6 protein-coding genes are annotated in these 16,636 nt (G+C 34.3%); 3 read left to right on the top strand and 3 right to left on the bottom strand.

Going from position 1 to position 16,636, the window contains the following annotated elements; all coding sequences use genetic code 11:
* The first annotated feature begins 137 nt into the window (after positions 1 to 137).
* The 3 genes from AC2TDS_RS17660 to AC2TDS_RS17650 all read left to right on the top strand — a co-directional run bounded on the left by AC2TDS_RS17660 (position 138) and on the right by AC2TDS_RS17650 (position 5,421).
* Entirely contained in the window at positions 138 to 1,076 is a 939-nt protein-coding gene (locus AC2TDS_RS17660) for a WD40/YVTN/BNR-like repeat-containing protein (RefSeq protein ID WP_484736894.1), read from the top strand.
* Between the two features lie 75 nt (positions 1,077 to 1,151).
* On the top strand, positions 1,152 to 4,106 hold the full coding sequence (locus AC2TDS_RS17655) for an amidohydrolase family protein (protein WP_484736893.1): 2,955 nt from the start codon (positions 1,152 to 1,154) through the stop codon (positions 4,104 to 4,106).
* 19 nt (positions 4,107 to 4,125) lie between these two features.
* Complete coding sequence (locus AC2TDS_RS17650; protein ID WP_484736892.1) at positions 4,126 to 5,421, top strand: amidohydrolase family protein; 1,296 nt, start codon at positions 4,126 to 4,128, stop codon at positions 5,419 to 5,421.
* Between the two features lie 1,130 nt (positions 5,422 to 6,551).
* Here AC2TDS_RS17650 and AC2TDS_RS17645 read toward each other — a convergent pair.
* The 3 genes from AC2TDS_RS17645 to AC2TDS_RS17635 form a co-directional block, all read right to left on the bottom strand.
* Positions 6,552 to 7,769 (bottom strand): hypothetical protein, encoded by a 1,218-nt coding sequence (locus tag AC2TDS_RS17645; RefSeq protein WP_484736891.1) that lies wholly within the window; start codon positions 7,767 to 7,769, stop codon positions 6,552 to 6,554.
* Positions 7,770 to 7,791: 22 nt separating this feature from the next.
* Positions 7,792 to 9,147: a hypothetical protein gene (locus AC2TDS_RS17640; RefSeq protein WP_484736890.1), complete on the bottom strand. Its 1,356-nt coding sequence runs from the start codon at positions 9,145 to 9,147 to the stop codon at positions 7,792 to 7,794.
* Between the two features lie 317 nt (positions 9,148 to 9,464).
* Positions 9,465 to 16,370 carry an InlB B-repeat-containing protein gene (locus tag AC2TDS_RS17635; protein WP_484736889.1) on the bottom strand — a complete coding sequence of 2,302 codons (6,906 nt, stop codon included), beginning with the start codon at positions 16,368 to 16,370 and terminating at the stop codon, positions 9,465 to 9,467.
* Positions 16,371 to 16,636: the final 266 nt, after the last annotated feature.

Below are 16,636 nucleotides of genomic sequence, written 5' to 3'. Positions count from 1 at the left end.
TATTTATTTTAGTTGTGTAAAAATATCAAAAAATGAAACGTTTCCTCCTATTTTTTATAGTCATAATTTTAATATTTTCTTGTCAAAAGAAATACCAACCAAGAAATCTTACAAACGTAGAGATCTCTACTTACAAAATGAATGGTTCAAGCATTAGGGCTATAGAGGCTGTTAGCGAAAATACCTTAATTTTTGCAGACTCGAAAGGATCTATTGGTAAAACAGTTAACAGCGGAAAAACTTGGAATTTAACAAAAATAACCTACAACGATTCCATTATTCCCCACTTTAGAAGCATTGCTGTACATAAAGATACCGTATTTGCATTATCTATTGGTAACCCTGCTTTGTTGTATAAAGTTTATGACAATCATAATCAACTTGTTTATAAAGAAGAGCATTCCAAAGTATTCTATGACGCGCTTCAGTTTTTCCCAGACAAAAAACATGGAATTGCAGTTGGTGATCCTACTGGGGAATGCCCTTCTATTATTATCACCTCAGATGGCGGGAATTCTTGGCAGAAAATTCCTTGTTCGGAACTCCCACTATTTGAAGACGGCGAAGCTTTTTTTGCCGCTAGTAATACGAATATAAAAATTATTAATAACCATATATGGATTGTCTCAGGTGGTAAAAAAGCCCGTGTTTTGAAATCTATTGACAAAGGGAAGTCTTGGAAAGTATACGATACTCCCATTGTTCAAGGAAATGGTCCACAAGGAATTTACTCAGTCGATTTTTACGATGAATTACATGGTATTATAATTGGGGGTGATTATTCTCATCCTGATAATAATTTTGCTAATAAGGCGATTACAATCGATGGAGGCGAAACATGGAAATTAGTATCTAGCAACCGTGAACCTAGCTACAAAAGTTGTATTCAATATGTACCTAATACTTCTGGTAAAGAAATTATTGCCGTAGGCAAAACAGGGGTTTCATTTTCAAATGATGGAGGGCTAAATTGGAAAAAAGTAAGTAGCGACTCTTTTTATGCTATTCAATTCATCGATAATAAATCTGCTTGGCTATCCGGAGACGAAAAACTAGGAAAGATACTCTTAAAATAATCTTAATATTTTGTTAAACAAATCTCTAAACTTTAAGAATTCAATACTTTTAAGAACTAAATCAACTTCAACATAATGAAAAAAACGTTTATAATACTACTCTCCTTGTACATTTCCCATATCACTGCACAAGAGTATTTCCCTACAAATACTGGAGTAAAAACTACTAAAAGCAGCATCATTGCATTCAAGGATGCTACTATTTACATTACTCCTCAAAAGCAGATAAAAAAGGGAACATTACTCATAAAAGATGGTAAGATCCTTAAGGTTGGTAAGTCTATTGACATTCCAAAAGAAGCAGAAATTATTGAGGCAAAAGGAAAAACTATTTACCCTTCGTTTATTGATACCTATTCGAGTTTTGGTGTTGAAAAACCTAAAAGAAACTCTAATTTTAACAGAACCCCTCAATATGATGCGAGCAGAAAAGGTTATTATTGGAATGATCATATTCGTCCTGATATTGATGCTTTCGATGAATTTAAATATGACGATAAAAAAGCTAAAGAATATATAAACGTCGGATTTGGTGTGCTAAACACACACGTAGATGATGGTATCATGCAAGGAAACGGGGTGCTAGTGGCCTTGAATTCAAACAATTCAGATGCTTATAGAATACTTGATAAAAGATCTGCTAATTACCTATCATTTTCTAAAAGTAATAAATCACAGCAATCCTACCCAACCTCACGAATGGGGGCAATGGCTTTGCTAAGACAAACATATTTGGACGCCAGTTGGTATGCTAGCGAAAACGCTAAAAATACCGATGCAGCTCTAGAAGCTTTAAATGATAAAAAGAATTTACCCCAAATTTTCAGAGCAGGTGATTATCTAAATGACATCCGAGCTGATAAGATTGGAGATGAATTTGGTATTCAATATACCATAGTAGGGGGTGGTAACGAATACGAACGAATTCAAGATATAAAAAACACCAAGGCTACTTTTATTATTCCCATTAATTTTAGAAAAGCCTACGATGTTAGTAATATAGATTTGGCTAACAAAATAGCATTGAGTGATATGCGCAGATGGAATCAAGAGCCTTCTAATCCAGGTATCCTAGCAAACAATAATGTACCGTTTGCATTGACAACGTATAAACTAAAATCTACCAAAGACTTTCTTACTAATTTAAAAAAGGCTATTTCATACGGGTTAGATAAAACAATTGCCTTAGAAGCCTTAACAACTATTCCTTCTTTAATATTACGAAACACTAAAATCGGTAACTTAAAAACAGGTAGCTACGCGAACTTCTTAATTACATCTGGTGATATTTTTGATAGTAAAACTACATTATATGAAAATTGGGTTCAAGGAAACAAAAATGTTATTAACCCTATGGATATAAAAAACCTTTCAGGTGAGTACCTGTTGAATGTTAATGGGAATAACTACTCAATGACCATTAGTGGTAAAGGGACCAAACAAGATGCCTCGATAAAAAAAGGTGACTTAAAAATAAGCAGCAAGTTTTCTTATAACAATGATTGGATTCAAATTACATTGAATGATGAAAACAAATTTACGAGACTTTCAGGTAAAGTTGTTAATGCATCTAATGTAATGCAGGGTACAGGGATGGATAATAATGGAAATGATATCACATGGTCTGCTTCTCAAAAAGTAAAAAAAGAGAAGGAAGAAAAAAAGAAGAAAGAGAAAAGTGAAAAGAAAACTCATGATGTTGTTGCTGTTAGTTTTCCTAATATTGGATATGGGTACCATACGCTACCTCAACCAGAAACTATTTTAATTAAAAATGCGACTGTTTGGACATCCGAAAACCAAGAGGTATTAAACAATACCGATGTATTAATATCTAATGGAAAAATCACCAAAATAGGCAAGAACATCAATGCCAAAGCTACAAGACAAATTGACGGATCTGGAAAGTATTTAACTGCGGGAATTATTGATGAACATTCTCATATTGCCGCCTCAGCTATTAATGAGGCAGGCCATAACTCATCTGCCGAAGTTACTATCGAAGATGTTATTGACCCAAGTGACATCAATATCTATAGAAATATCGCTGGAGGTGTTACCAGTATTCAAATACTTCATGGCTCTGCAAACCCAATTGGAGGTCGCTCAGCCATACTAAAATTAAAATGGGGTGAAAACGCAGAGGGTCTTCTTTACAAAAACTCTCCAAAATTCATCAAATTTGCCCTCGGTGAAAATGTAAAGCAATCGAATTGGGGTGATTTTAACACCATTCGATTTCCACAAACCAGAATGGGTGTAGAACAAGTATATATTGACTATTTTCAAAGAGCCAAAGAATATGATGCCAAAAAGAAAAGTGGCCAACAATACCGCAAAGATATTGAACTAGAAACCCTAGCGGAAATACTGAATAAAGAACGTTTTATTTCTTGTCATTCTTATGTGCAATCTGAAATTAATATGCTAATGAAAGTTGCAGAAAAATTCAATTTTAACATAAACACCTTTACACACATTTTAGAAGGTTATAAAGTTGCCGATAAAATGAAAAAACACGGTGTTGGAGGTTCAACATTCTCAGATTGGTGGGCGTATAAATATGAAGTTAATGATGCCATACCATACAACGCTGCCATTATGCACCAACAAGGAATTACCGTTGCCATTAACTCTGACGATGCAGAAATGTCAAGAAGATTAAATCAAGAAGCTGCTAAAACGATGAAATACGGAGGTTTAAGCGAACAGGAAGCTTGGAGCATGATAACTATTAACCCTGCAAAATTACTTCATTTAGATGATCGAACAGGAAGTATTAAAATTGGGAAAGATGCAGACCTTGTTTTATGGAGTGATAACCCCTTATCTATTTATGCTAAGGCTGAAAAAACAATTATTGATGGAGCTATTTATTTTGATATTGAAAAAGATTTGGCTAAACGAGAAGGTATTAAATCAGAGCGCTCGAAATTAATCAATATGATGTTAAAAGAAAAAATCAAAGGAGCTAAAACACAAAGTCCTACAAAAAAGTCTAAAAAATTATTTCATTGTGATACAGAATAGGAATTTTAAAATACAACGAATGCAAAAAAACATAGTATATAGTTTATTATATTTCTTATTCCTGGGGAATATAATAGCTCAACAAACGCCAGCTCCAAAACAAACAACGGCTTTTTCAATTGAAGGAGCTACGGCCCATTTAGGAAATGGAAAAATTATAGAAAATTCTTTAATTATGTTTTCTGACGGGAAAATATCATTTGTGGGCAGTGCTCGTATGAGAATTGCAAGACAAGGAACGGTAATAAATGCCAAAGGTAAACATATTTACCCTGGATTTATTGCTGCCGATACGTCACTTGGTTTGGCTGAAATTGATGCGGTACGTGCTACGAGAGATGTTGATGAAACGGGTAGTATGCTACCTCATATAAGAAGTATTATAGCCTACAATGCAGAAAGTAAAGTTATTGAAACCGTAAGACCTAATGGAGTTCTTCTCGGACAGATTACTCCAAGAGGGGGCGTTATTTCAGGAACTTCTTCCATTGTTCAGTTTGATGCCTGGAACTGGGAAGATGCTACCGTAAAAACAGATGATGCCATTCATATAAATTGGCCAAATAACTTTAGTAGAGGTCGTTGGTGGAGAGGTGAAGATCCTGCGTTAAAACCTAATAAAAACTACATCAAAAATGTCACTAAAATTATTGCTTTTTTTAAAGATGCTAAACGATATTTACAAAGTAACAGAACCTCAAAAAACCTCCCTTATGAAGCTGTAAATAATGTTTTTTATGGGACTCAAAAAGTTTTTATCCACGTTAATGGGGAAAAACGAATGTCTGACGCCATTAATGCATTTAAAAAACTAGGCATAAACAACTTAGTCATTGTCGGTGGTTTTGAAGCCGAAAAAATAGCAGATTTATTAAAAATCAATAACATTCCTGTCATTCTTAAAAGAGCACATCGTTTGCCTTCAAGCGAAGACGAAGATTACGACCTTCCATTTAGATCAGCAAAAACACTTAGTGATGCCGGAATATTAATAGGCTTAGGTATGGATGGAGAAATGGAGCGAATGAGTACAAGAAACCTTCCTTTCTACGCTGGCACCTATGCGGCCTATGGATTGTCGAAAGAACAAGCCTTACAACTAATAACTCAAAACAATGCTAAAATCTTAGGAATCGATAAATTTACAGGCACATTAGAAGTTGGTAAAGATGCCACGTTATTTATATCTACAGGAGATGCTTTAGATATGAGAGGTAATATTCTTTCTGAAGCATTTATTCAAGGACGAAAATTAAGTCTAGAAACGCATCAAACAGGATTATGGAAGCGTTATTCAAATAAATATAAAAACTAATAGGTTCTAAGGCCTTTGTAATGGTTCTAAAAATTGTCGCAAAGAGTACTAAAACATAAAGGTAGCAATTTACAATTGCTACCTTTATTTTATGGGGTTTTCTCTTGTAATTTCTTTTATATCGGTATTTATCATAAGCAATTCTAGTCGTTAAATTAACATCAAAATTGTATTACTTTTCATGCGCAACCTTAAAAAAACTGTACGAGAAAAATTAATCCCTCATACAGTTTAAACAAACACTAATTTTTAACGAACTTTTTTATTTCTATAAATCCTCTATCTTTAATAAGAATATCCAGACTTCAAAAAGTAGTGTACTATTAATTACACTTTTTAATATAAAAATTACCTTACCCTTGAAACAAATAACACCAAAAACTTTATAAATCCTCCATTTTTATTTCCGTATGGCATGTTTTTATTTCCGAATAGCAACCATTATTATACTATTTGGTCTTTGAAATTAGGGGGTACGAAATTGATATGTGTTATACAAAAAAGTATCTCCTTAGGTTAGGGCATGGTTTTTTTCTCACAAAGTATTGAGAAATAAAGGTCATTTTATCAGGGTAAGTTAAAACTGAAATCATGGTGTAAAAAAAAACTGTATGAGAACTAACCCATACAGTTTAAAAGCAATTCTGTCAATTTTATTTCCAACTCCTATTTTATCATTTGAGAACAAATTACTAAAATAGATTTTAGAAAAATTAAACAAACAATAGATTCTTCTTCTTTTATGATTTCATTGCTTTCTTTCCCCTAGGGCAAATAAAATTAAAGATCACAAGAATTCGTACTAATTCTTTCCGAAAGGCATGTTTTTTCTTCCAAAAGGCACTTTTTAAGCATAAAATAGATACAACTACTAATAAAAACCTTATTAATATGCAGCTTATAATTCCCGTTGATCATCAGATTTAACCCAACAATATCTATTTATATATTGTTCTCGTCTCTTTTAAAAAAGAATAATTAAAAGTCATTAATGTTGATTCTTCGATTATTTTTTCACTAAAAATGAGCTGTCATAATACGATATATCTTTCTATTTCAACTTATTTTAACTGACAAAATCCGAACAGTATGAGTACCGTTCGGATAAGTTTATTTACTCATTAAACACTTTACTCGTCTAAATAATCCTCTAAAACGGTTATCCATCCTTTTACTGGATCGAATAACATTTTTTCCGTATTATCAGTATACTCTAACTGAATTGTTCCAGTAGATACTGGATCTAAATTTTGTCCATCTTTATAAGCCCATACCGTCACTTTTAAATCATACACTTTCCCTTCTTCTAAATCGTCTTGAGTTAATCTTAATAATTCTAAAAAGGCATAGTCAGAAATATTATTAGAGCGGTTTACAGTTACTTTAGGGTAGAAGAAATAGAAATCGTTCACATAATCATCTAATTGAGGTATATTTTTCGAAAATTTAGCACTTGATTTTCTCAATGCCTCTCTATCTGTCTTTTGCCCACCCATTTCATAGGTTATGTTAAACCATGCTCCTGGATGAGAAACTGACAAGGGTTGATCAAAATAAGGCTTAAACGCAACTGTTTCTCCTAACGCTCTCTTTGTAATAAAATTTGCAGGTTTTTCTAAAGGTTGATTTGCTTTTGAACTTTTTAAGTAATGTGTTGCTTTTGCAAAAGCTATTTTGCCATGATAATTTTTATACGCATCAAAACGCATTAATTTCTTTTTCGTTTTCGCAATTTTAGCAGTATTTAAACTACTTATCATCATATCTACTTTGGCCTGAGCTGTTTCAATATCCCAAGTTTCTAGATCAGCTTTGTTTTTTGCCATCACCTCAATTACAGTTCTTTTTGTATCTAACGGAACCGACTCGTCATATTTATTAATACTTCTACTTGTTTGCTGTGTTTGTGCCAAAACACCCGGTGCAACTTCAAAAACTTCAATGTATGATTTTGCATAAGAAGACATCCACACAAAAAACATTTTTACTTGCTTTTTTCTGTAATAGCTTTCTTTAAAATTCATTTTCAACTGAGGGTTCTCCTGCTTTTTCTCCCAGTAATGTAATTCATTAACTACTTTCCCTTCATCTTCTTTTACAAATTTAAAACCAAATGCTTTTTTATCTTTTAAACCATGATATTCTCCACTTAACCCTAACTCATCATTTTCATTATTAAGATATGAGAATGTACCTCCAGAAGCTCCACTAGATTTACCTCTTTTAGATGCACTCTTTTTTGAAGTTACTTTTTTTATTAGTTTTTTAAACTGAGCGTTTGAATCGCTACTTGTTCCTAGTAGCATCGCTAAACTAATCGCGCATGTTAATAATACTTGTTTTCTCATTTTTTTGAATTTTAATTTATACTTAAAAACTTAATTTTACTACTTTGGTTTGTTTGACAATTCTTCCTTTATCTCCCCTTACTCCATTTCTCCCTCTACTCGCGTATGAATATTTTGGGGCGCCTCCTTTTCCTCCTTCTCCACCTGCATTGATTAATTGAATCGATAATTTTGATACAGATGGATCTTTAATTAGCAAAATATTCCCACCTGCTCCACCATTTCCGCCATTTCCACCATTTGGAGATCCTTTACTCCCCTCAAAACCATTCATTCCTTGTCCTCCTTTATTGTTTACAATTAATTCAGTATTAAGTGCTAATTTGTACCTCCCAACTAATTTATCTTTAGAGGTATTGAATATTTCAATTTTATTTAACTTAACACCTGTCTGCTTATGTGATACGGTTTTAACTTTAATGGTTAAATTATCACCTCTTCCAGCATGTTGCCCATTTTGACCTTGAACAACAGCCATATATTTGCGTCGTTCATGACCCCAGAAACCTGTTTGACTTACTCGAATAGAAACATCATTAGTAGTATTCAAATGCTTTATTGCTGATAATCCTTTATGATATTTTGACGTAGCATACAACGTAACTCTATCTTCTCTTAATGATTTAGCATCTTCGTCAACTCGAACTTCTTCAATAGTATTGCTACAACCTTTATGTTGCAATTTGAAATCACTCCAAGGAATTTCACCTCCTAAGTTCTCTGTTTTTAACATTGTACCATCCTCGAGAATAGCTACTATTCCATACTTAATTACCTCAGAAAAATGGGCTATATTTTTCGGAGAATTCATTAATTGAAGTTCAATTTTCGATACTTTTCTTGTTTCTAATGAGTTTTTCTTTCGTTCTGTTTCTGCTGCAATAGCTTTGTGTTCTTTCACATCTGCTCTTGCTGCTGTCTGATTTTTAAATACTTTTTTAGTATACTGCTCAACTAATTGATTTAATTCTTTATAGTTTTTTTTCAAACCTTTACCTGTTCCAACAAAAACATACTTGGTTGTTGCTTGTTCTTTCCCATTCCAACTATAATAAACCCCTATTCCATCTAAGAACGTTAGGCGGTAGGTAGAAAATGAAAAATATGCTGGATATCCTGGTACATCAGGTTTAAAATTTTCATCTAAAATTCCTGCCCGTTTAACAAGTATATTGGACACTAAATTCTCAGCTTTTGAAAACTCCAATGGCCATTGCTTTTTTACTTTTACCATTTTATATTTTCCGTAAGAAATTTTCTGTACTTTGTACACCGTAAATTTCCCTGATTGATAGTTTGTTAAAATTTCATTTTGATTTTTTTGGGCAGAAATGATTAACGTAAAAAGTATTGTTATTATTGATATAATGCTCTTCATGTTTACTCCTTATTAATTATTTTTTTATTCTCCGTTGGTCATTTACAAATAACGCTCGGTATTATATAAAAAGCTCCCAATTACTTCCGAAGCACCTAAATTTACTTCCAAAGAACAACACACAAAGCCTTAAAAGACAATATTTTAAACAAACCCAATACTAAGAAAACATTATAAATTATCATTATTTCTGATATTGATCCTATTAACACCTTGCTTTACTTACTTGATAATCTCTTATTTTCTTCCTATACCTAAATAAAAAGATCTCAAAACATGCTGTTTTGAGATCTTTTATAAAAAATGGTTTATCCTTCTTATTTTTTAATAAATCGCTTTACTCCTATTTTCCCGTTTTCAGTATATATTTTAAGTAAATAAATCCCTGTTTTCAAATCCGAAACATTAATCTCTGATTTTTTAGAAGCTATTATTTTTCTTCCTTGTATCGTATAAACCTCTATTTCTTTTATCTCTTCGTTCAATCTTATATTTAAAATACTCTCTGTTGGATTTGGATAGATAGACAAATCTTTTAATACTTTTTCATCCTCAATACCGGCTGTTGTATCAAATTCAGCTGTTACGGTTTTATCGCCATCCATAGTGATCGTTAAATTTGTAGAGGTACTTGTTTGAGTATTACTAGAACCTGTTATTCCGAACACCCACTTTACAAAACTATAACCTTGATCTGGCGTTGCTGTCAATTCAACTACCGTTCCATCATCATAGGTTCCATTCGTTGGGTTTAGATTCGTTGCTACGGTTCCATTGGTGGCAGTAATCGTTAGTGTACGTTGAATTTTACTAAACATAGCCGTAACTGTTTTATCACTATCCATCGTAATGCTCAATGGATTTGTTGTTCCCGAAGCATCTCCGCTCCAGCCATCAAACTGATATCCTGCATCTGGCGTCGCTGTCAATTCCACTACCGTTCCATCATCATAAGTTCCATTCGTTGGGTTTGGATTTGTTGCTACGGTTCCGTTAGTGGCAGTAATGGTTAACGTATGTTGAATTGCACTAAACATAGCTGTAACCGTTTTATCGCCATCCATCGTAATATTCAATGGATTTGTTGTTCCCGAAGCATCTCCACTCCAGCCATCAAACTGATATCCTGCATCTGGTGTCGCTGTCAACTCCACTACCGTTCCATCATCATAAGTTCCATTCGTTGCGTTTGGATTTGTTGCTACGGTTCCGTTAGTGGCAGTAATGGTTAACGTATGTTGAATTGTACTAAACATAGCTGTAACCGTTTTATCGCCATCCATCGTAATATTCAATGGATTTGTTGTTCCCGAAGCATCACCACTCCAGCCATCAAACTGATATCCTGCATCTGGTGTCGCTGTCAACTCCACTACCGTTCCATCATCATAAGTTCCATTCGTTGCGTTTGGATTTGTTGCTACGGTTCCGTTAGTAGCAGTAATGGTTAGTGTACGTTGAATTTTACTAAACATAGCTGTAACCGTTTTATCGCCATCCATCGTAATATTCAATGGATTTGTTGTTCCCGAAGCATCACCACTCCAGCCATCAAATTGATATCCTGCATCTGGCGTTGCTGTCAATTCCACTGCCGTTCCATCGTCATAGGTTCCATTTGTTGAATTTGGATTCGTTGCAACGGTTCCGTTCGTTGCAGTAATGGTTAACATACGTTGAATTTTACTAAACATAGCCGTTACCGTTTTATCGCTATCCATCGTAATGTTCAATGGATTCGTTGTTCCCGAAGCATCTCCACTCCAGCCATCAAACTGATATCCTGCATCTGGTGTTACTGTCAACTCCACTACCGTTCCATCATCATAGCTTCCATTCGTTGGATTTGGATTCGTTGCAACGGTTCCGTTCGTTGCAGTAATGGTTAGCATACGTTGAATTTTACTAAACATAGCCGTTACCGTTTTATCGCTATCCATCGTAATGTTCAATGGGTTCGTTGTTCCCGAAGCATCGCCACTCCAGCCATCAAACTGATATCCTGCATCTGGTGTTGCTGTCAATTCCACTGCCGTTCCATCGTCATAGGTTCCATTTGTTGGATTTGGGTTCGTTGCAACGGTTCCGTTCGTTGCAGTAATGGTTAGCATACGTTGAATTTTACTAAACATAGCCGTTACCGTTTTATCGCCATCCATCGTAATGTTCAATGGATTTGTTGTTCCCGAAGCATCGCCACTCCAGCCATCAAACTGATATCCTGCATCTGGTGTTGCTGTTAATTCCACTGCCGTACCATCATCATAGGTTCCATTCGTTGGGTTTGGATTTGTTGCTACGGTTCCGTTCGTGGCAGTAATGGTTAGCGTACGTTGAATTTCACTAAACATAGCTATAACCGTTTTATCGTCATCCATCGTAATGTTCAATGGATTCATTGTTCCCGAAGCATCGCCACTCCAGCCATCAAACTGATATCCTGCATCTGGTATTGCTGTCAATTCCACTACCGTACCATCATCATAGGTTCCATTCGTTGGGTTTGGATTCGTTACTACGGTTCCGTTAGTGGCAGTAAGTGTTAAACTACGTTGAATTTTACTAAACATAGCTGTAACCGTTTTATCGCCATTCATCGTAATGTTCAATGGATTCGTTGTTCCCGAAGCATCTCCACTCCAGCCATCAAACTGATATCCTGCATCCGGTGTCGCCGTCAGTTCCACTACCGTACCATCATCATAGGTTCCATTCGTTGGGTTTGGATTCGTTACTACGGTTCCATTAGTGGCAGTAATGGTTAGCGTACGTTGAATTTCACTAAACATAGCTGTAACCGTTTTATCGCTATCCATCGTAATGTTCAATGGGTTCGTTGTTCCCGAAGCATCTCCACTCCAGCCATCAAACTGATATCCTGCATCCGGTGTCGCCGTCAGTTCCACTACCGTACCATCATCATAGGTTCCATTCGTTGGGTTTGGATTCGTTACTACGGTTCCATTAGTGGCAGTAATGGTTAGCGTACGTTGAATTTCACTAAACATAGCTGTAACCGTTTTATCGCTATCCATCGTAATGTTCAATGGGTTCGTTGTTCCCGAAGCATCGCCACTCCAGCCATCAAATTGATATCCTGCATCTGGTGTTGCTGTTAATACAACACTTGTTCCATCATTATAGGTTCCATTCGTTGGATTTGGGTTCGTTACTACTGTTCCGTTCGTTGCATTAAGCGTTAAAGTTCGTTGGATTTTACTAAATATTGCTGTAACAGTTTTATCACTATTCATTACAATAATCGCAGTTGCATTTGTTCCAGTTGCATCTCCACTCCATCCATCGAATTGGTATCCTGCGTTTGGAGTTGCTACTAATGTTACTGAAGTATTATTTTGATATGAATTATTTGCTGCATTTGGATTGTTAGTGACTGTACCTCCTGTGGCATTAACGATTAATTTTCTAGGAGAATACGTTGCTGCTCCATATTCATAGGCCCCCATATCAACAATTGAATTATGAATTCTAATCTTACCTAAAATATCTGTTGACATTCCTGATATTAGTTTTGAATTGTCTCCTGTGTCTTTCGCTGATGAACCTGATTGCAAACTAAAGTCATTATTAATAGCATCTACAAATAAAGGATCAGAGCTACTGATATTTGTTAAATTGCCTGTTGCTATATTCGAAAAACTGTTTTCTCCTATAGAATTACTAATTAATACTTGGTTTGGGAAACCAGTATGTCCTATATTAACATCTAATGTTGTTATTCCTCCTGCTCCAGTATTACCATATACAATACTGTTTGATATATTTACATTATGAGTACTTGCTCCATCTGTTCTTCTACTTAATGCTATAGTACCTCTTTCTGAACCTGTTTGTGTACCTATATCAGTATTATTAGCAAATGTACAGTTAATAATATTTGAGGTTACATTTGCTCCGGTAGCGATAGACCTTAACCATAAAGAACTTCCTGTATGTCCTTTTTGATGATGTACGTTTGTCGTACTATTTTTATAAAACGATGTGTTTATTACATTAAAAGTGGCTGTTTTATTCGCTCCGTTTTCATATAAATAAAGAGTTCCATACCCACTTACATTATTATAAAAAACACAATTTTCTATAGTTACAGAAGTATCTACTGAAAAAACACCCGTTACAGGACCTGATTTATCACTAAGATTATTTGTTATTGTTGAGTTTCTTAATATAAAATCATTAACATTTGAAGTTATCAAAATCCCTGGAGATCCATTTCCTCCATTCAAATTTAACGCTGTCGCATTCCCGTCTTTAATTGTTAAACCATCTATAACAACATTATTCTCTGATACTCTCATAACAGTACGATTGTTATCGTACATAGTACTATTATTAATTACCAAACTTCCACTATCATTTCCTTGAACATCTCCACTTAATATGGTTACATTATTAAAAACGTCTCTTTGTTCTAAGGCAGTTTCAGTACCATTAAACCCTCCGTATATTTCAATATTTTCTTTATCTACATCAAAAAACATATTGATACTACCTCCTCTTCTATAAATACCATCCGCAATCCAAATTATATTAGATTGTGCTGTTGCATTTGCTAATGCTGTTACTAAACTTGTATACGCATTTGCCCATGATGTTCCATTATTTGCGCCAGATGCATTAACATCTACATAAATAGGTGTAATTGATTCTTTAAAAGTTACCGTTAATGTTTTATCGGTATCCATTAAAATAGATAACGGATTTGAATTTCCAACAGCATCACCGTCCCATTTTTCAAATACAAATCCTGAACTAGCCTCAGGTATTAATGACAATATTTCAGTTTCGCTAAAGGTATCACCAGAATTCACAATAGATCCATTATATTTTACCGATCCATTCCCTACTATATTTAATGTTAACACATTACAAAAACCAACAGTTGTTTGTTCGTAAGCACCTACATCAACAGTTGTATCGAAAACACGTTGATTCCCTAACAAATCTTTTACTACACTTGTTGGTAGTTTCGAGTTATCTCCCGCGTTTACCGCGTTTGAGCAACCTTGAAGTGTAAAATCATTATTTAATGGATCTTTAAATCTAGGATCGCCACTGTTACTATTTATGACATCACTAGATGAAATATTAGAAAACCCTTCTTCTCCTATCGAATTGTTAACTACTACCTGGTTTGGTAAACTAACATGTCCTTTATTAATATCTAAAGTCGTTACACCTCCTGTTCTAGTATTACCAAAAACAATAGAGTTAGAAATTGTAGCGTTATGAGTACTACTACCATCGGTTCTTCTACTTAATGCTATAGTACCTCTCTCAGAACCAGCTTGTGTTCCTAGATCCGAATTATTTGCAAAAGTACTATTAACAATAGTACTTGTTACATTAGAACCTGTTGCTGATGCTCTAAACCATATTGAACTTCCTGTGTATGCTTTTAAACTAGCAGTTTCATCTTGAGTTTTATTATTTATAAATAATGAATTATATACATTAAAATTAGCGGTAGTTCCATTACCATTTGCTAACAAATATAACCCTGTACCCCAAGCGCTCAAATTATTATCAAATACACAATTTTCGATAGTTACTGAAGAATTTACTGTAAAATAGGCTGATACTACTCCTGCTCTTCTACTAACATTATTTTTTATTGTTGAATTTTTTATTGAAAGGTTGGTTACCGTCGGATTTACAAAGATTGCACTTCCTCTTTCATCGTCACTTGTTCCACTGGCATTACCATTTTGTATAGTTACCCCATCTATTACCACATCGTTACTGGTAACCTTTAGTACATGCAAACTATTATCAGACTTAGTACTATTATTATATGTTACATTTGTATCATCATTACCTTGTAAATCTCCACTTAAGATTGTAAGGTTGTTGTTAACATCTCTTTGAGAAATATTAGTTTCTGTTCCATTAAAACCTCCGTATATTTTTACTCCAAACGGGGTTTGAAAAGATATTGATGTATCAGATGCATGTGGAGTATACGTTCCATTAGCAATCCATATTTCTTTACCTGTTGCATCAATAGCTGCTATAGCGTCTTGAACACTGGTATATGCATTTGCCCAAGAGGTTCCTAATTGGTTTCCTGTTGCATTTACATTCACATAGTAAGGCACATTAGGTCTTGCGGTACTGAACTTCTTTTCATCCGACCAATTCTGACATGTTTGGTTGGCTTTTATATAAACTGAATACTCCGATAAAGAATCAAGGTTTGTTAAGTTAACCACATTATTAGTTCCCGAAGAATTATCTATAGCCGTTACAATGGTTGCATTACTAAATGGCTCTGAAGTTTTATGATAAGCGATATCAAAAACTCCCGTTTTATTAATCTGAATATCTGCGTTACTAGTACCTACATTAGCAAAACCAATTGTACTAGTAGGCAAGACAAAACAGTTGCTATTGTAACTAGCGATATTTTGAATTTCAGATGCAGATAATTCTCGGTTATACAACAACAAATCATCAAATGAATCTGTATATTTATTATTTGCAGGCAAATTATTACTTCTATTACTTGCTATGGCAATATTTCCAGCTGTATGCCAGTTTCCATTGGATATATAACCATATTCACTTCCTCTACTATCTGAAGAAGAGGTAGATAAAACGCCATCTATATAAAGTTTAGCGTAGGTTTGATATACTTTTACTTCCCTTCCACCTATATATTGCCCTGTTCCGGTAATAGTTTGACGAAAACTAAGAGCTACATGATGCCAATCATCATCGGCTATAAACGCTGTTGATACTTTTTTGATTCCAACTCTACCTCCATTTCCTACGTTAGTAGCTTGATAAAGCTGTTGTACTACATATCCTATTTTACCTCCTTGAAGTAAAATATAATGTCCTGACCAATTGTGACTATCGACAACTGAATTTCTAGCATTAGCTTCATCATAAATTGTTTTTACATCAGCACTATTTGTGGCTGTTTTAATCCAAAAGCTAATCGTTGCTTGATTAGAACTATAACTTATATCTGATCTAACCAAACGATCTCCATTTAAACGTATCGAATTTAAGGGATTTCCCAAACGATCATTTACTTTTGTAACATAAGTATCATATTGAATAAAATTTGCATTACCAATTCCATCGACCATACTACCATTAGTAAACTCGTATTGAGCACTTAAATCGGTCGTTGGAATTTGCGCATTAACAACTGAAGTTATTAACAGGCACATCAAGAGTAGTTTTTTTAACATTTCGTTTTCTTTTTTATTAAATTTAATTTTTCCCAGGTCAAAGGAAAACGAACCATATTAGAAGAGCTTCAATTTGTTTCCGAATGAGACTTATTATTTTCCGAATGAAATCCTAATCATACAAACCTATATATCAGCGCATTTCTCAAATAAAAAAGCCTAAGCTTTCAATAGCTTAGGCCTTAATTTTTCTTATTTCACTATCTTGTATTCTTTGAAATCCCCCTTTCTTAAAGCTTTCTCTTCCGATATTTCAGAATTAGCTT

It is taken from the genome of Tenacibaculum profundicola (assembly GCF_057220795.1).
Note: the sequence above shows the minus strand (reverse complement) of the source record. Positions and strands in the feature narration are given on the sequence as shown.

Bases quoted from the DNA above. Each gene is read 5' to 3' on its own strand.
- AC2TDS_RS17655 (WP_484736893.1), top strand. From the start codon at position 1,152: ATGAAAAAAACGTTTATAATACTACTCTCCTTGTACATTTCCCATATC.
- AC2TDS_RS17635 (WP_484736889.1), bottom strand. From the start codon at position 16,370: ATGTTAAAAAAACTACTCTTGATGTGCCTGTTAATAACTTCAGTTGTT.
- AC2TDS_RS17640 (WP_484736890.1), bottom strand. From the start codon at position 9,147: ATGAAGAGCATTATATCAATAATAACAATACTTTTTACGTTAATCATT.
- AC2TDS_RS17650 (WP_484736892.1), top strand. From the start codon at position 4,126: ATGCAAAAAAACATAGTATATAGTTTATTATATTTCTTATTCCTGGGG.
- AC2TDS_RS17645 (WP_484736891.1), bottom strand. From the start codon at position 7,769: ATGAGAAAACAAGTATTATTAACATGCGCGATTAGTTTAGCGATGCTA.
- AC2TDS_RS17660 (WP_484736894.1), top strand. From the start codon at position 138: ATGAATGGTTCAAGCATTAGGGCTATAGAGGCTGTTAGCGAAAATACC.